This window comes from Pseudomonas sp. 51_B (assembly GCF_017491595.1).
In the GTDB taxonomy this organism is placed as follows: domain Bacteria; phylum Pseudomonadota; class Gammaproteobacteria; order Pseudomonadales; family Pseudomonadaceae; genus Aquipseudomonas; species Aquipseudomonas promysalinigenes.
The window spans coordinates 378,872-396,374 of the sequence record NZ_JAFGYW010000002.1 but is presented as its reverse complement, the minus strand read 5'-3'; the positions used below and the strand labels follow the sequence as shown (position 1 = coordinate 396,374).

At 62.0% G+C, this 17,503-nt stretch carries 11 protein-coding genes; all 11 read right to left on the bottom strand.

Annotated features, from left to right (window positions below; genetic code table 11):
• Nucleotides 1–17: 17 nt before the first annotated feature.
• Genes tssM through tssC form a run of 11 tightly spaced genes read right to left on the bottom strand, consistent with a single transcriptional unit; the run spans nucleotide 18 to nucleotide 17,499 of the window.
• Nucleotides 18–2,510 carry a type VI secretion system membrane subunit TssM gene (tssM, locus tag J5M56_RS04905; protein ID WP_207870053.1) on the bottom strand — a complete coding sequence of 831 codons (2,493 nt, stop codon included), beginning with the start codon at nucleotides 2,508–2,510 and terminating at the stop codon, nucleotides 18–20.
• Nucleotides 2,507–3,415 (bottom strand): type VI secretion system-associated protein TagF, encoded by a 909-nt coding sequence (gene tagF, locus J5M56_RS04900; RefSeq protein WP_060476444.1) that lies wholly within the window; start codon nucleotides 3,413–3,415, stop codon nucleotides 2,507–2,509. Before tagF ends, tssM begins: the two co-directional genes overlap by 4 nt.
• On the bottom strand, nucleotides 3,412–7,212 hold the full coding sequence (locus J5M56_RS04895; protein ID WP_207870051.1) for a type VI secretion protein IcmF/TssM N-terminal domain-containing protein: 3,801 nt from the start codon (nucleotides 7,210–7,212) through the stop codon (nucleotides 3,412–3,414). Before J5M56_RS04895 ends, tagF begins: the two co-directional genes overlap by 4 nt.
• Before the next feature lie 30 nt (nucleotides 7,213–7,242).
• On the bottom strand, nucleotides 7,243–7,959 hold the full coding sequence (gene icmH / locus J5M56_RS04890) for a type IVB secretion system protein IcmH/DotU (protein WP_186477213.1): 717 nt from the start codon (nucleotides 7,957–7,959) through the stop codon (nucleotides 7,243–7,245).
• A complete protein-coding gene (gene tssK / locus J5M56_RS04885) occupies nucleotides 7,956–9,299 on the bottom strand; it encodes a type VI secretion system baseplate subunit TssK (protein WP_060476441.1) in 1,344 nt (447 codons plus the stop codon). The genes icmH and tssK overlap by 4 nt, the downstream gene beginning before the upstream one ends.
• Entirely contained in the window at nucleotides 9,296–10,015 is a 720-nt protein-coding gene (gene tssJ / locus J5M56_RS04880; RefSeq protein WP_207870049.1) for a type VI secretion system lipoprotein TssJ, read from the bottom strand. The genes tssK and tssJ overlap by 4 nt, the downstream gene beginning before the upstream one ends.
• Nucleotides 10,016–10,039: 24 nt before the next feature.
• Nucleotides 10,040–12,637, bottom strand: coding sequence for a type VI secretion system ATPase TssH (gene tssH, locus J5M56_RS04875; RefSeq protein ID WP_207870046.1), 2,598 nt, complete (start codon nucleotides 12,635–12,637; stop codon nucleotides 10,040–10,042).
• Complete coding sequence (tssG, locus tag J5M56_RS04870) at nucleotides 12,634–13,704, bottom strand: type VI secretion system baseplate subunit TssG (protein WP_186477215.1); 1,071 nt, start codon at nucleotides 13,702–13,704, stop codon at nucleotides 12,634–12,636. The genes tssH and tssG overlap by 4 nt, the downstream gene beginning before the upstream one ends.
• The gene (tssF, locus tag J5M56_RS04865) at nucleotides 13,668–15,488 is read right to left on the bottom strand and encodes a type VI secretion system baseplate subunit TssF (RefSeq protein ID WP_186477216.1); all 1,821 of its coding nucleotides are present in this window, start codon (nucleotides 15,486–15,488) and stop codon (nucleotides 13,668–13,670) included. The genes tssG and tssF overlap by 37 nt, the downstream gene beginning before the upstream one ends.
• A complete protein-coding gene (gene tssE / locus J5M56_RS04860) occupies nucleotides 15,488–15,970 on the bottom strand; it encodes a type VI secretion system baseplate subunit TssE (protein WP_060476436.1) in 483 nt (160 codons plus the stop codon). Before tssE ends, tssF begins: the two co-directional genes overlap by 1 nt.
• Before the next feature lie 26 nt (nucleotides 15,971–15,996).
• Nucleotides 15,997–17,499 (bottom strand): type VI secretion system contractile sheath large subunit, encoded by a 1,503-nt coding sequence (gene tssC, locus J5M56_RS04855; protein WP_207870043.1) that lies wholly within the window; start codon nucleotides 17,497–17,499, stop codon nucleotides 15,997–15,999.
• Nucleotides 17,500–17,503 lie beyond the last annotated feature (4 nt).

Here is a 17,503-nt window from a genome sequence, read left to right as displayed (position 1 = left end):
GTTTTTGCAGTGCGGCCTCAGTTGAGGCCGCGAACTTCGATTTCTACCCGGCGGTTGGGCTCCAGGCACTTGATCAACTGCGCCCGGGGTTGCTGCATGTCGCAGTTGACCAGCGGCTTGCGGCTGCCTTCGCCCTGGGCTACCACCAGTTCGGCGGGCACCCCCTTGCCGACCAGGTAGGTGCGGATGGTCTGGGCGCGCTGCTTGGACACCTGCAGGTTGCCCTGGCTATCACCGAGTTGATCGGCGTGGCCCGAGATCACGATCTTGCCAATGTTGGGGGTGTTCAACAGTTTGCTGGCGATTGCGCTCAGCTGGCTCTGGCCCTCGTTCTTCAGGCTCTGGAAGTCCGCGCGACCGAAGGCAAACAGGGTGTCGGATTCAAGCGTGATGGTCTCGATCGCCCGCAGCGACTGAGCCCGCAGGCTGTCGATGTAGTTGCGCGAGCTGGACATCAGGAAGGCGTTGTCAAGAATGCGCGGTACATCCGGCTCGTGAATCTGGTCGCTGTAGAACGTGATCTGGCGGCTGGCATACAGGTAGTCCTGGTTAGCGCTTTGTGCGCCAGCTTCTGCCAGCGTCTTGCCGGTCTGGCGGGCGATGTCTGGGTACCAGTAGTCCGGCATGTGCGCTTTGAGGAAAGCCGGGTCGGCTTTTTCGCGCTGGGCTGGTGAAAGCATCACGTAGGTGTCCAATGTAGCCTTGCCGAAGTCTGCAATCGACTGTGCGCGGTTGTCCTGTGGCAGTGCCTGGGCCTGAACGCTATCGACACCGGTGACAGGCAGCAGCTCGCGGCTGTTGCGCTGGTAGACCTTGAGGGTGGTCAGCAGGTATAGGGTGCGGGTCAGATTATCCGCGGTGGGCTTGAGCATCACGCTCTGCAAAGTTGTGAAATAACGGCTGCGCAGGGTCGGTTCCACATCATGGCCTTTGTACAAGCCAAGGCGCATGCCGAGCGGGACTCCCTGATCGTGGTGCTGCCGATAATAGTGCGCAGTCCAGAAGCGCAGGCGGTCGAGGCTATGCCAAGCCGTGTATTGACCGTTCGCAACCTCATCAGCGGACTTGGCCTGGGCCAATTCGTCAGCGATGCTGGCTAGGGTGGCGCGGTTGTTCAGGTACGACCATCCCCACAGGCTGCACAGCACCAGGCCTGCGAGGCTCGCGGCGCCTATCCAGGCGGCCTTGCGCCGGCGTTCGCGATGGTTGCTGGTGTACAAAGCGACCAGATGCTGGTCGGGGATGATGACCTTGCGGAACAGGCTATTGATGAACAGAGGCGCTGCCTGGCCGGCGGTGCCGGTCGCGTCTGCGCTCTGTTCCAGGGCGAAGCGCTCTGCCACATGTTGGCCGTGGCTACCCCACCGGGCCTGGTCCGCCTCCAGGGCAGCAGTGAAGTAGAAACCACGCAGCATTTCTGCGGGTTGGTACGGGTTGGTGCGCAGCAGGCTATCGACGAACTGTTCAAGGCGCGGTTTAAGGGCTGCCAATTCCAACGGGAAACGGTAGGCAGCGTCGTTTTGCCGAGTGACCTGAATGTCCTGCTGCACCAACTGCTGGTTCGCCACCTGCTGCCAGTAGCCGGTCAATTCATCCATCGCTTTGGCAAAGCGTTGGCCCCAATTGGCCTGTTCGTAGCCTTTGTGCGAGAAGGTTTTACCCATCACCTCACCCCGTGCAGCGTCATCCAGCTGGCGGTAGAACGGGGTGAAACCGGCAATCAGGTCGCTCTTGGTGAACACCAGGTAGATCGGCAAGCGCACTTCCAACAGCGCGCAGCTCTCCTGAATGCGCTCACGCAGGCGTTTGGCCACGCGCTCCAGGTCTTCAGGTGAACCCTGCAGGATGTCGGCAATGCTGACGCTGACGATCAGACCATTGAGCGGACGACGTTGCCGATGCTGGCGCAGCAGTTGCAGGAAGCCGCGCCATTTGCCGGCTTCTTCCGGGCTGTTCATGTAACGCCCGGCGGTGTCCAGCAACACTGCCTCAGCACTGAAGAACCAGTCGCAGTTGCGCGTACCGCCCAGGCCCGACACCCGGGCGCCTTCACGCTCGGCATAGGGAAAATTCAGGCCCGATTGCAGGATCATCGTGCTTTTGCCCGCCGCCGGCTGGCCGATCACCAAGTACCAGGGCAGGGCGTATAGCGCATCTTTGGCAGGGGTGCCGCGCGGCTTGTTGCTGTGCAGGCGCTCAAGGCTCTGCAACAGGCGTTCGCGTAGCAGGCTCACCTCTTCGCGGTCGGCCGGGGTGGCATTGAGCACTGCCTGGTCAGCGTCATCGCGCAGCAGGCCCTCAAGGTTATGGTGCTGGCCGGCGCCGCGGTAAAGCAGCAGTACATAGCCTGCCGAAAGCAACAGAAATACCCCGATGCCCGCCAGCAGGCTGTGCAGCGAGGCGAAGCCCAGGGCACGGCCAATCGCCCAGACCAGGAAGATCGCCAGGAAGAACGCCACCCCCAGCAGGTAGGGTTGATAACGCAGGCAGTAGTACTTGATCTTGTTCATACAGGCGTCGTATCCAGCGCTTCGACGAATTGGTCGATGATGTGTTCAAGAGGTCGGTCGTAATCGTAGGTGCACGGTGTTGCTGCCAGCGGGTTCAGCAGCTTGCGGTGCTGCTGCGCATCGGCGCAGCCCGTCAGCAGGCGATAGGCGCTGTTGGCATGGCGTGATGAAAAGCAGAACAGCCGCGGGTGCATGAAGTCGTCGGCCAGCAGGTTGACTGCCGGCACGCCTGGGTGCCCGCTCATGCGCATCAGCCAGTCCAGCCAGAGATCCGCCGTGGGGTTTTTCAGGCCGCGTTCTGCTGGCAATGGCAGCTCGATGCCGCCTTCGAAGTCGCCGTGCAGCGAGGCCCAGCAGGCCTTGAGCTGCGCCAACGCATTGGCGCTGTCGAAGTTGGGCCAGGAGCCGTGCAGGGCGCGGGCCACATCGGCAAAACTGAAGTCGCGAAGAAACTTGCCATGCACCCGGCGGAACAGGTCCAGGTCCTGTGCCTGAAGCGGTCGCAGCGCTTTGACCTGTTCGAACAGCAAGGTGCGATCGGCCCCCAGTACTGCCTGATGCAGCAACGGCTTGATCTGTGCACTGAACAGTTCACCGAGGGTGAACGGGTTGACCAGTGCCGCCCCTGGCTCGCCTTTGAGCAGTTGGAAGATAAAGAACGGGTAACGCCGCTGGCTGGCATCACGCGAACTCAGCAGGCCACCCAGTAACCAGTTGCCATTGCGCGCTCGGTAGTTGAAAAAGCACATCGGCAGTGCGTCGAACAACGCCTGCCAGTCCTCACGGTGGCGCATTGCCGCCAGTGAGGACTGCAGCCAGGCGTCGAATTCGCAGACTTCTTCCGCCGCGCCATGCAGGCTGACGAAGTCCGCGCTCGACGGCAGTTTGCCGAAGCAACCAATCATTGTGCGCCCCTGTCATTGAGGGCGCTGAGGGCCTTGACCTCACCCAGGTCGGTCAGCTTGACCCCACCGAAGTTACGCACGACCAGGCTCACCCGGCCGTTGGCAGTGTTCCAGCTGAAACGCTGCTGGATGCCGTCCAGGTCATCGACGCGGGCGCTCTCGTTCATGCGCAGCAGGCCCCAACGCCCAGGGAAATCGAACACTGTGACGCGGGTGCCGCTCAAGGTCACGACATCCAGGCGGGCGCCAGGTGCATTGCTGGTGCCGGGCCAGGCGAAGCGGCCCCAGCTGCTGCGGCCATTGCGGTAGTGCTGTTCCTGGCCGTCAAGGGTGAACACGATATCGGTGAAATTGGCCGAAGGCTCGAGCATGATCTCGAACCCGTTATCGCGATCAGACAGGCTGGCGATCACCTGGCCCACCGAACTTGCCTTGTCGATGCTGTTGAGCATGCGCGGATTGACCAGCGCAGGCCCCTTGCCGTTGCCGGCGCCCAGGCCTTCGCCACCTGCCAGGTTACCGATTTCATTGCGTTTGAAGGCTGGTAACAGGCCGCTCTCGGGGTCGACGAACCGTTGCAGGTCTTTGACCGAGGCCTCGTTGCGGCTGCCACCGGCAATCGGATAGCGGTGCGCCATGACCTGTTCCCAGGGCTTGGCGATCTGTTGCGCCCAGGCTTTGGCGATCTGCTGGCCGGCGGGGTCACGCAAGGTCGCCCAGGCGTACTGGATCGGCAGGCTGAACAGCGCCTGCAGCGAGCGCGACAGGCCGTCCTGGCTGGTGTCCACACTGCTTTCCACGTAGTTGCGCACGGTGGTGACTTCGCTCGGCTGGCCTTCGAGAGTTTCGCTGATCAGTTGTTTGCTGCTCTTACCCACATCCTGCGAGCGCTGGATGTTGTTCATGCGCACTTTGAGCTTGCGCAGCGCAGCCAGGTAACGGTCCATGATGGTGCTGTCAGCGCCTTCGGCGTTGTTCTCGGCAAACACCCGTGCCACCGGCTCGAAACGCTTGGCCAGGCTGCCGTCGTCGACTGCCGGCAGGGCAGGGGCGACATGGGTGGGCGACGCCTCTTTGGTATCGAGTAGCCCGGTAACCTTGCTCCAGAAACCATCGTCGCGGCTCGCACCTGGGGTGGGGACCGCGTGCTTCACAGGCAGGTCCCATTGGGTGTTCTCGTTGACCGCTGCCAGCAGGTTCTTGACCGGCGAATGCTGTACATCGCTGAGCAGGCCCAGATGCTCGGTGGCCGATGCCAGGTCGGCGAAATGCCGTACGCCAACGCTGCTGACCATCTTGTACCAGGCCTGGGTGTAGTCGCGCTTGTAGCGGGCCATGAACTCGCGAACGAAGTTGGCCTTCTGCACGATGGCATCACCCCCCTCACCGTCGAGCACCCAGTCCGATTCGTTGCGCAGGTTGCCAGACACCAGCTTGATCAGCTCGGGCTTGACGAAGCTGTCCCAGCCCTGACGGGTGTAGATCGCAGGTACGCCTGCCGAGCCATACAGCAGCGCCCGGCCTGGTTGCGGCACCAAGTCATTGAGGCTGAGTACGGGGAACTGGCGGCTGGATTCAAGCTGCAGGCGTAGGTACTCCCGATCCACCAGGGTGCTGGAGATCATGAACGATTTGAGGTTTTCCCGGGTTTCGGCGATCAGTTGCTCGTTGCGCGGTAGCGACGGTGCCTCGCCCTGTTCCAGCAGTTGCACATAAAGCGGTACGTTTTCATCGATCAGGCTGGCCTCTGCTGGCGAGCCCTGGGCCGCGGCACTGGCCCAGGCTTGCGGGAGGCTGGCGGCGATGAAGGCCGGCTCCGGATGGGCTTGGGGCTCGGTCAGCAGCAGGTAGAGCTTGAGCGTGTTGTAGGCGTCGATGATCGACGCCACCTGCTGCTCGTCCAGGCGTCCGAGCATTTCTTCGGAGAGCGACAGCCCGCCGGTCGTGGCCGACAAATCGGCCGCATCGCTTGCGGTGGCCAGGTTGACCTTGGCGGCGTAGGCGCCGACGCGGGTCTTGCTCAATGCCGCCTGGGCCTTGGCCGCCACGGCCGGTGCCAGGGGTTTGCGGCCGAGCTTGGTCGGGGGCGCAGCGGGAGTGAAGTCCAGGTCTTGGTTGATGCTGCTGGCAAAGGTGTTGAATGCGCGCATCTGCATCTGCAGATTGCGAGCAATTGGCTCCAAGGCCTGGCTGCGCAGTTGCGTCAGGTAAGCGGAGCGAGCCACCTGGTGGATCGCCTCGCCATGGTACAAGCCTGCGCTCAGTTGCAGCGGCACACCTTGCAGGCGATGGGCCTCAACGATAGCCATCTGTTCGCGCAGCAGTTGCAGGCCCTTGCCGGCGGCCAGTACCTGCTCGCGATCCTCTGCCTGCTCGATTTGCGCCAGCTGCCCGCGCAAGCTGTCCAGCCATTGGCGATTGTTGGCGAATGACAGAGCTTGCCAGCCAACGAACAGCACACCGGCGGCTGCCGCAAGGCCCAATATCAATGGGCTGAAAGCACCCTGGCCACCCTGGCGCGATTGGAACAGGGTCAGGTCGCGGTCAGGGAAGATCACTTTGCGGAACGTATCGGTGATGAAGTAGCTGCGGTTGCCGGCCACCTTGCCCGTACTGGCGGTGTCTTCATCGTAGGCGGCCTTGAGGGCGAATTCATCGGCGATGGCGTCTTCGTACACCTGCCCCAGTTGCTGATCGGTCTGCAGCGCGCTGGTGAAGTAAACACCGCGCAGCAGCAGCGCAGCGCTTTGGTGGGTACGTGTGAAATGTTCGAGGAACTGTTCGAGCACCCCGCTCAGGGCAGCGAAGTACTGCGGGAAGTTCAGCAGCGTGCTGTCGGCCTCGGCACCCAGCGCGATCATCTGCGCGTCGACGTGCTGGCGGACGTGGCCTTGAAGGTTTTTCAGCCGGGCTTGCAACACGGCATGCAGGCCGTTGTTGCGTATCTCTGACAGGCCGAAGGTCATGCCCAGTGGCTGCTGGCGTTGCTGTAGGTCCAGGCCGTCGAAAGCCTGATTGAAGCCAGGCAGTTGGTCGGTCTTGCTCAGCATCAGGTAGACCGGTGGGTTGGCGTCAAGGCACTGCGCGTATTCTTGCACCCGCGCCACCAGTTGTTCGGCCAGGGCGTGACGCTCCTCGCTGTTGGCAGCCAGCAGCTCAGGCAGGCTGACCACCAACACCAGGCCATTGATCGCCGATTTGCCACGTTGCTTGCGCAGCATGCGCAGGAACGCGGAGAACTCGCTGGCCGATTGGTCGTCACGCAGGTAACGCCCGGCGGTATCGATCATCACCGCATCAGGGCTGAAGTACCAATCGCAGTGTTGAGTGCCGCTTTCACTGTCGTTAGCGGTAGCGATACTGGCCGACAGCCCGGAATGGGTCAGCAGCGAGGTCTTGCCGGCCGCCGACATGCCGATCACCAGGTACCACGGCAGGTCGGACAACGCCGCTTTGCCGCCGCCACCGGCTGAGCGGTCGGTACGCAGCATGGCGATGGCATGCTTGAGGCGCTCGCGCAGCACCTGCTGATCTCGGAATTCGCCGGTGGCATTCCACGAGCGGTCGACCTCGATCTGCAGCAGGTTCTCCAGGTTGTGCTCGGCACGAATCCGCTGGTACTGGCGCAACACCACCACCAGCAGGAAGCAGGCACTGATGATCGCCAGTGCCTCAGGCACGTGGTGACGCAAGACCGGTACCAGCGGCGCTATCAGCCAGCAGATCAACAGGCTCGCCAACCACAGCAGTGGCAGGAGAATCCAGAAACTCTTCAATAGACGCAGTAATGTTTTCATGTCTTCCTGACTCGGCTACCTGAAAGGGGCTCAGGCACTGAACAGCTGGCGGATTTGTTCGGAAAGGGCGGCAACGTCCTTGTCCAGTAACCAGTCGAGGGTCAGGTACAGCGCAACGCATACCAGCGCAATCAGCGCGATGTACACCCACAACGGCACTTCATGGCGCAGCATCTGCGACACCTGGTCAGGCAAAGCCCAATCTGGTGACAGGGCTTTGGGCGCCTTGCGATAGCGTGCGATGTCCTGGCCGAGGGTGTTGGCCAGATAGCGCAGTTGATCTTTCTGGCCAATGCTGAACTTGCCCTCGAAGCCCAACGCCAGGCACAGGTGGTATACCTCCAGCACATCGATGTTCTGCTTGACGTCGCCGCGCAGTGCCTCGATCTTCTCGAAAAAGCCTTCACCGGCCAGGTGCACGCCGAAGTAGCGGAACTGCAGAGGTTGCAGTTCGAAGTGCCGGCGCAGTTCGTTGTCACCGGAGCGCAAAACACTTTCGTCCAGGAAGGCGCACAGTGCGTATTGGGTATCCTTCACTTGCTCGACGCTGTAGTTGGCGGCGCGAGCATCACGCTCAAGGTTGGCAAAGAAACGCTCGACGCTGCCTTCGAAGGCTTGCACCGAAGTCACCTGGCGGCCACGGCGCACGATCAGCGCCATGCTGATGAAGTCCTGGACCAGGTCCTTGAGCGTAGGTTTGTCGTTGGCGGCCGCGACGGCGCCCTGTTGCAGTACGGCTTCGGTCATTTGAGCACCGCCATCAATTCAAGCTTGAGGTTGGTAAACGCGCTGGGCGCGTAGAAGCAGATGCTCTGGGCATTCATCATTCGCTCATACACCGGGCCATGTGGCTCGATGGCGAAATACTGGTTGTCCAGGCGCACCGGGATCGCATTGGGCAGGCGCGCAGCGTGGTTGAGGGTGACGCCGGGCATCGCGCTATTGACCACGACTTCGATGTCTTCCGGTGAGCCGACTTTGAACGCACGCGGTACCAACTCCAGCAGGCTGGCACCTGGCATATCGGCGTGCACGGCGATGTAGAAGTCGGCTTCGACCAGCCGTGGGTCGCGCAGCTGGCCCTGCCAGTGGGACGGTTTGGTTTGAGTGAGGTCGATGACGATGCACTGGTTGGGCACCACATTGTCGAGCATCACCCGGATCATCTCGTCCAGCTTGACCAGCGAGGCAGCTGGGTCGTGGTGGTCGTACTCGGGCAGGTCGCTTAGCTGGGTATCGAGGGTGAACGTCAACAGCCCGCCGGCGAGGTCGGCGAGGAACAGATACAGGCGCTCCGGATGCAGACGCGGGTGGGTCAGCAGGTGTGCAAGTTGCGGATGCGCGCGGTTGACCGTGTTCAATAGCCAGAACAAGGTGACGTCGCTGGAGCCGAACTCGGCAATTTGGTCGGCCCGCTCACGCCGGCGCCCCGACAGAGCCTTGCTCTTGGCCTGCAGCGCACCCAGTAGGCGTTTGCCGATACCCGCCAATGTCTCATGGCTGCCCAAGTGCAAGGTGGGGTGAACGAAATGGGGGTCGAGGTTGAAGCCGCCCATGCTGTTGCGCGTGAGTTTCGCCAGCGGGCAATGGCTGTAGCCGTCAAGGCTGTCACCGTCGACCAGCAGCACGACATTCAGGCGCAAGCTGGTGATTTCGTTCTCAAGGTCGCCCTCGTTGAGGTCGGGCAGGGTGTCGAACTGTTTGCGAAAGCGCCTGGCGACCTTGTCCGCCTGGCCGTCCTCGACATAATTCAAACCGAACGGCTCGGGCAGCTTCAAGGCAGCGTAAACCTTCAACTCGTTGGCTTTGAGCAGGTCTTTGAGGTCCCGCGCGGCCGGCAGGGGATCGTGCTGCGGCGCGTCGTACAGGCTGCCGTCGGGGAATACCAGCTTCAGCCGCTTGAGTTGCAGCGAACCGTTGGCCAGGGCATCTTCGTCTACCTGCAATACCTGCACACCAAAGTGGAATGGGGTGCTGCGCAGGGTCGCCTCCGCCAATTGGTGCTGGTGAAACTCATCCTGGTACTGGAAGTGCTGGGGCAGCAGGAACATGCCTTCCGACCACATCACCCGGCTCTGCTTGCTCATTTAACGCTATCCACTAAAGAGTTGAGGGTTTTGTCCGCTGTGTTCTGGGCCGATTGGCCGGCCATGTCACGAGCCTTGTCGAGCGCTGCGTCCTGCACCTGGTCGGTAAAGGAGGGTTCGGCTTGGCCTGCCTTCTGCGCAGCCAATTGGTCAGCGGTCGGTGGCTTGTTGAGCACGTCAACGCCGCGGGTGGCGTGAATTTCGGTTTTGTCCACCAGCACCCGCAAGCCATCGGACGAGAACCAGATACCGTCCTTGCGCAGCGAGTCGGCGTCGAAGGCAACCTTCCAGCGGGCGTTCTGGTCATCGCGGAAAAACGCCGCCACGCCCACATAGCGCGCATTCTTGGCCAGCGGCCACTGGTCGATCTGGCCGATGCCGGGCAGCAGAATGATTTCCCGCGCCTCTACCAGGGTATTGCCCAAGGCCTTATCCGGGGCGTCCCACAGGGTGTCGGCATCGCTTGCAGCGAAGCGCTCCAGGTCGGTCAGCTGATACACGCGCATCACCACCGACAGCGGTTTGCCATCGCTATCAGGGTTGAGTTGGTTGCCGCCATCGGAGGTGAGGATGACTTTCTCGCTGTCGGCCAGCATGTCGGCCGCCCAGCTGTCATCCATGCGCTTGCCGATACGGTCGGTAACCCCGCAGCCAACCAGCGCCAATAACAGAGCAGCGGTGGTCAGGTGCTTGAGGGCGGTGTGCTTGTGTTGCATGACGGCTAAACCTCCTTGTACGGCTCAGGCCAGGCGATAGGCGAAATCGCCATCGCTGCCCAGCTCGATCGTCAAACGCTCGATCGGCGCGTCCTGGGCCATGCGCTCGAGTACGCGCTGCGCGAGTTCAGGCATCAGGGTCTGGGACAGAATGTTGTCGATGTTGCGAGCACCGCTGTCCACCTCTGTGCAGCGGGCGGCGATGGCCTTGATCAGCGCCTGGTCATAGCTCAATTGCGCGTTATGATTGCGGGCCAGGCGCTTGGCGATACGCTCAAGCTTCAGGGCCACGATGCGTTCCAGTATCTGGTCCTGCACTGGGTAGAACGGCACGATGCTCAGGCGGCCGAGGAAGGCTGGCTTGAACACCTGGTTGAGCTCGTCACGCAAGCCCTCGACGATGGCGGCCGGCGTTGGCAGCTCGGTGGCGTTCAGGCACGTCTGCATGATGTGCTCGGTACCGGTGTTGGACGTCAGGATGATCACCGTGTTGCGGAAGTTGATCTCGCGGCCTTCACCATCGTCCAGCACACCTTTGTCAAATACCTGGAAGAACAGTTCGAGCACATCCGGGTGGGCTTTTTCCACTTCGTCCAGCAGCACCACACTGTAGGGTTTGCGGCGCACCGCTTCGGTCAGCACACCGCCTTCCCCGTAACCGACGTAGCCGGGCGGCGAGCCTTTGAGGCTCGATACGGTGTGCGCCTCCTGGTACTCGGACATATTGATGGTGATCAGGTTGCGCTCACCGCCATACAAGGTGTCGGCCAAGGCCAGGGCAGTTTCGGTTTTGCCGACGCCGCTGGGGCCCAGCAACAGAAAAACCCCGATTGGCTTGTTCGGGTCTTCCATGCGCGCTCGGGAAATCTTGATGCGTTTGCCGATTTCCTGCAGGGCGTGGTCCTGGCCCAGCACCCGCTCGCCAAGCAAGGCTGGCAGGCGTTGCACGGTGTCGATCTCGTCACGCAGCATTTTGCCCAGCGGAATGCCGGTCCAGCCGCTGATTACTTGGGCAATGGCGCCGCTGTCGACCAGCGCGTGGACCAGCGGCTGGTCTGCTTGCACGCGCGCAAGTTCCGCGCGCAGGGTGTTGAGCTGCGTGGCATCTGCGTCATTGGCGGCATCCAGCGCCTTGAGCTGCTCGACCAACGCCAGTTCCTGCTGCCATTGCTCGTTCAGCTGCTGTTCCTGCAGCTGTTCAGCCTGCAGGGCCGCTTGGAGTTCGCCAAGGCGGCGGGCGTGGTCGTGACCTTTGTCGGCCTCATGGCCGAGCACGGCGATTTCGGCCTGCAGGTTGTCGATCTGCCGGCGGCAGTCCTCCAGTGCTCCGGGCTGCGAAGACTGCGCCAGGGCGATGCGTGCACAGGCCGTGTCGAGCACGCTGACGGCTTTGTCGGGCAGCTGGCGGCCGGTGATGTAACGGTTGGACAAGCGCACGGCCTGAACCAGCGCCTCGTCCATCACCGCCACCTTGTGGTGCTCGCGCATCTTGCCGAGCAGGCCACGCAGCATGTGGATGGCTTTGTCCTCGTCAGGCTCTTCGACCTTGACCACCTGGAAGCGGCGGGCGAGGGCGGCGTCCTTCTCGAAGTACTTCTTGTATTCAGCCCAGGTGGTGGCGGCAATGGTGCGCAGCTCGCCGCGGGCCAAGGCCGGCTTGAGCAGGTTGGCTGCATCGTTCTGCCCGGCCTGGCCGCCGGACCCGATCAGGGTGTGCGCCTCATCGATGAACAGGATTATAGGGTGCAGGCTGCGCTTGACCTCTTCGATCACGGCCTTCAAGCGGTTCTCGAACTCGCCCTTGACCCCGGCACCGGCCTGTAGCAGGCCAAGGTCGAGCGTGTGCAGGGCCACATCCTTGAGTACGCCTGGCACATCGCCTTGAGCGATGCGCAGCGCCAGGCCTTCGACCACTGCGGTCTTACCCACCCCGGCTTCGCCGGTCAGGATAGGGTTGTTCTGCCGGCGGCGGGTGAGGATGTCGACCATCTGCCGGACTTCGAATTCACGGCCCAGCACCGGGTCGATACGGCCTTCTCGGGCACTTTGGGTCAGGTTGACAGTGTACTGGTCAAGCGCTGGGGTTTTACCGCCAGGCTTGGCACTGCTGGCGGGCGTTGCTGCAGGGTTCGCCAGGGCGCTGGCCTGCTTCGACTCGGCACTGCCTTCGACCAATGCGGCCAGGTTCACACGCAGGTCATCGGCGTTGATTTTTTCAAGCTCTGGGGCCGAGGCAATCACCACCCGGCGCAGTTCGGCATCGTCGAGCAGGGCCTGGAGCAGGTGGCCGCTGCGGACCTGTGCTACGCCGTATTCGATCGATGCCAGCAGCCAGGCTTGTTCGATCATGCGGGTGATGTGCGGCGACAGCGCCGGGGTGCGGTTATTGCCCTTCTTGAAGGTGCCCAAGGCGGTTACCAGCTGCGCCTGCAGGCGCTCTGCGACGACGTCGTAGTGACGCAGGATCGGCGCCAGGTCGCTGTCGCTGTTGTCGAGCAGTTGCAGCAGCAGGTGCTCGACCTCCACATCATAGTGGTGCTCGGACAGGCACAGGGCCGCCGCGCTTTCGGTGGCCGTGCGGCTGGTTTCGTTAAGCTTGGCGAACAGAGACTTCAGGTTCACAAGGCGACCCCATCGTAAGGAATGTGGAAAACGGCGCACCGCGAAGGTTGCGCATCACGCTCAGGGCGTTTGAGCCAGCCCAGCCAGCCCAATGCAACATTGCCGCTGCGCCCCAGCTGGGCGCGGGGCACAGCCTCGCGCTTGAGGCGCGGGGCGATTTCGAAGTCCAGCTCGGCGCCTATATAGAAGCGCACCAGCTCGAGCAGTTTGCGGTAGCACTCGGTGCCCGGCTGGAACCGCTGGTAGTCGGCAAGGTTCAACGGGCCTAGCTCGATGCGGATGCAAGACTGGTAGTCCCAAACGCGGTTACCCGCGACCGCGCTTTGCCCCAGTTGCGCGTTCTTGCGCCCCAACTGGGTGCGTTGCTCTGGCTCTAGCCTCAGCCAGCGGCCAGCGAACTGCTTTACCTTGATTGGCAGCGCGAAATAAAAGCCGAGCATTACCTCAAGGTTGAGGGCGTTACGCGGCTTCTGGCTGAGCAGGCCGGCAAAGTAGTTGAACAGCTCGCGTGGCAGCGCCGAGGGTTGCTCTTCGAATTTGAGCTTCTGCGCCCGCGGGCCGAGCCCGACCAGATTGAGCAGATAGCCATCGAACCCGGAGGCGCCGTTGCGCTCGTGCTCGATGTGAAATTTGTACTTTTGCCAGGCCTCGTAGAACAGCGTGGTCATGCGGTGCGAAAAAATATCCAGAAACGCATGGGCAGCGTCGTCGCGATACTGCACGTGGCGCTCGAGCAAAAGCTCGGTATACGGGCGCGGCAGTACCCCCGATGGCCCCACCAGGCCCATGAACGTGACTTGCACTTCGGACAGCGGCAGGCCCGCCGTGGACACCTTGCCCTCGCGCTCGAAGTGCAGGTCGCTGACCTCGCTAGCGGGGAAGGCCAGGGACAGCTGGGTGCGAAAACGCAGCGGGTCTTCGTGCGGTCGGGTCGCCAAGTCCATGCGCCCGGTACGGCTGTAGTGCAGGCGGAGCAAGCGCACCAATTGGAAAAATTCGAATCGATGCGGTTCGGCTCGTGCCTGATCGATCAGACCAGGGGCTGATCGCCAGTGCGTGCTGGCCATTGGACGATTCTCTTCTCTCGTTGTTGGGAGCGCAGGCTCAGTTGGGTGAAGCTGTTCATCGAGCAGTACTGGCCGAAGAAGTGGTCCAGCACCATGCCAAACAGAAACACGCCACTGCCGATGAACTGGCTTTCGTCAAGGGTGAGGGTGATGCCAACGCCCCTCACGAAGTTCGGCCGCGGGTGGCCAATACGCGCTACGGCCGGTTCGCTGCTGATGGCTTTGATGCCGTTGATCTGTTTGCGAATGGCCGAGACATTGCGGTAGTTGTACAGCGACAGCAGCTCGAGCAGCACTTCGCGGCCCTGGCTGACCAACGACAGGTGGTTCAGCGACAGGTGCGCGATCAGCCGCCAGATCAGCCCCTTGCCCAGGGGCACACGCACTGTGGCAGTAGGTTTGCGCAGGCAGCGGATGTCCTTGATCACCGAGTTGGCCGGAATGTTGAATTCGCCGCGCTCGCCACCGAAGGGCAGCATCAAGGGCACATCACGGTTGCTGCAGGTCAGGCCGATGCTCAGGGTATCGCTGCTGGCGTCGATCAGTTCCAGGTCGCGGTCAACCACACGGATGCTCATGGCGGTGGCATCGCCCTGGTTGCGCCGGCGCGCAATCCAGAAGCTGGTGTGCGGGCTTTGCTCGCCGCGCGGCTCGAAGAACGGTTGGCAAGTCGCCACCTGGTCGATGCCGCCGAGCTTGCGAACACGGCGCACCCGGTCGATCGATACCACTTCGGCGGCATTGTGCAACCGCGTATCCGGGATGACCGGATACTCATGCTGGGTGTGGGTCAGCTTGATCGGCTCCGCCTGTTGGCGGAACAGATTGATGATGGGGGTGCAGTTGAGCTTGAAGTTGTTGCGCCCAACGTTTTGGCTCAGCCGCACCAGGCGGTCGCTGAGGTCGTAATCGCTGAAGTAGAAATTTACCTCGACCTGCTCGATCGCTTTGCCTGCAAGGATGCGGGCCAAACCACTGAGGTCGAAGAACATGAATTTGTCGGGGAAAGTGAAATACTCGTGCAGCAGGCGGTAACCCAGGAACGAGCGCTCGGAGTAATCCACCAGCCCTTCATCGCGCGCATAGCCCACTGCCTTGAGTGCTGCGGCCGGCAGGGCAACCTCGCGGGTGCGCCCCTCGTCCTGGAAGCTCAGGGTGGCTTTGGCCAAGTTGTTGAACAGCAGCTCATACAGCTGCAGCATCAGGGTCGCCTCACCGTCCAGGAAGAACCGCAAGCGGTCGACTTCCATCTGGCCAAACAACGCCTCGCCCGTTGCTTGCAGGCCGATGCGCAGGCGCGCCACCAGGTCGGCGCTGTGGCCGTTGAACGCTGAACGTTCCATTTCCACGAAGGACGCCTGATGGACGCTGATCGGCCACAGCTCCACCGGGTAACAGGTGCGGAACTTACACACCACACCTTCCACGGCGTTGGCCTGCATTTCAGTATGGCGAGGCACCAAGTAGGCCTCGGTCACTTTCTCGTGCTTACCCAGGCTCAACTCGGCAATCGACATCGAGGGTGTTGGGCGTAGGTAATGCGGGTACAGCACCTCAAGGAAGGATTCGACGATTTCCGGAAACTCGTCATCGAGCTTCTTGTGGACGCGCGCAGAAAGAAACGAGAACGCCTCGATCAGGCGCTCGGTGTGCGGGTCTTCGCAGTTGTCGCCTTCGATCAGCAACCGCGAAGCAATTTTCGGGTACTGCGCGGCAAACTCCTGGCCGAGGAAGCGCAGGTGCGACAGTTCCTTTTCGTAGTAGGGCAGCAGTTCGTCGAGCATCAGTTAAGGTTCTGCACTTTGTATTCCTGGGTGTTGACCTGCAGCACGGCGTCAAACGACACCTGGCGGCTGATGTCCTGCAGACGCAGCACGGCGTCGACACGGAAGGTCAACATACGGTGGCCATTTTCCTGGGCCAGCAATTGCACCCGCACTCGGCGAAAGCGCCGGTCGCCGGTGCTGATCGCCCGCTCCAGCTGTTGCTGGATGAGCCGGCGATCGTGAGGGTCGAGCACACTGCGGCTGATGAAGTCGGGCATGCCGTATTCAAGGATGGAACCACCGAGCTGCTTGAAGCGGTCGAGCTCCTGCGCGACCAGGGACTGGCGGGTATTTACCAGCACTTCAAGGTCGCGCACGATGCTGGCCTTGTACTCGGCCAGCGAACAGGTGCGCTGGGTGGCGGCTTCGGCCGACTGATGCGGACGATCGTCCAGCAGCCGGTCGAGCAGCGAGGGCAGCAGGCGGGCCTGATTACTCATGTGTCATCCCTGTACACAGTGGCCGATCAGCCGCGAGCGCCTTGCGGCAGCTCTGCCACCAGGCGCAGCGAGGCGGTCAGTTCGTCGAGCTGATAGTGCGGGCGCAGGTAGGTCACGGCTTTGTAAACCCCAGGCTTGCCGGGCACCTCGAACACCTCGGCGCGGGCTTCGCGCAGCGGGAACTTGGCCTTGGCTTCTTGGCTTGCGGTGTCGTCGAGCAGCACATAGCTGGCCAACCACTGGTTGAGGAAACGCTCGACATCCATGCGCGAGGCGAAGCTACCAATCTTGTCGCGCATGATGGCCTTCATGTAATGAGCGATGCGCGAGGTGGCGAAGATGTACTGCAGCTGTGCCGACAGGCGTGCGTTGGCGTTGGCGATGTCGGTGTTGTACTGCTTTTGCTTCTGCGCCGACTGGGTGCCGAAGAAGGCGGCATAGTCGGTGCCCTTGCAGTGCACCAGCGGGATGAAGCCAAGGTCGGACAGCTCTTTTTCGCGGCGATCGGTAATCGCGATTTCGGTGGGGCACTTGAGGGCGATTTCGCCATCGTCGGTCTTGAAGGTGTGGGTGGGCAGGCCTTCGACCAGGCCGCCACCTTCCACGCCGCGAATCGCCACGCACCAGCCGTAGCGGGAGAAGGCATCGGTAACGCGGGTGCCGAGCGCGTAAGCAGCGTTCATCCACAGGTACTTGTTGTGGTCGCGGCCATCGACGCTTTCGACGAAATTGAATTCTTCGACCGGCGAGGTATCCGGGCCGTATGGCAGGCGGCCGAGCACGTGGGGCAGGGTGAGGCCGACGTAGCGCGAGTCTTCCGAGGCGCGGAACGACTTCCACTTGGCGTATTCGACGGTGTCGAAGATTTTTGCCAGGTCACGCGGGCCGGACATCTCGGTGAACGAGTCCCAGCCGAACAACTCGGGGGAAGCTGCCGAAATGAACGGCGCGTGGGCTGCAGCCGCCACGTGCGAGATCTCTTCGAGCAGGTACATGTCTTCTGGGCTGCGCTTGAACTCGTAGTCGCCGATCAACATGCCGAACGGGGCGCCACCGAAGGTGCCGTACTCTTCTTCGTAGACCTTCTTGAACAACGCGCTTTGGTCGAATTCGCTGGCCGCTTTGAGGTCGCGCACCAAGTCTTTCTTCGACGCGTTGAGCAGGTGAATTTTCAGCGTGGTGCTGGTTTCGGTCTGATCGACCTGATACTTCAGGCCACGCCAAGAGGCTTCCAGTTGCTGGAATTCACGGGCGTGCATGATTTCGTTCATCTGCTCGGAGAGCATCGAATCGATTTCAGCGATGCGCGCATCGAGTACCGCGATCAGGTCCTTGCTCGGGGTCATTTCGCCCTCGAGCACTTGGTTCACCAACTCGCCGATCAGGTCGCGGGTGCGATTACGCTCGGTGTCGGAGCGGGCCACGCGGCTTTGCGAAATGATGCTGTCGAGCAGCGAAGGCTGTGGTGCGAAGTTTTCCACTTCGACCAGGTCGCCGGCCTGTTGCGATGCGGTTTGCTTGTCGGTCATATTC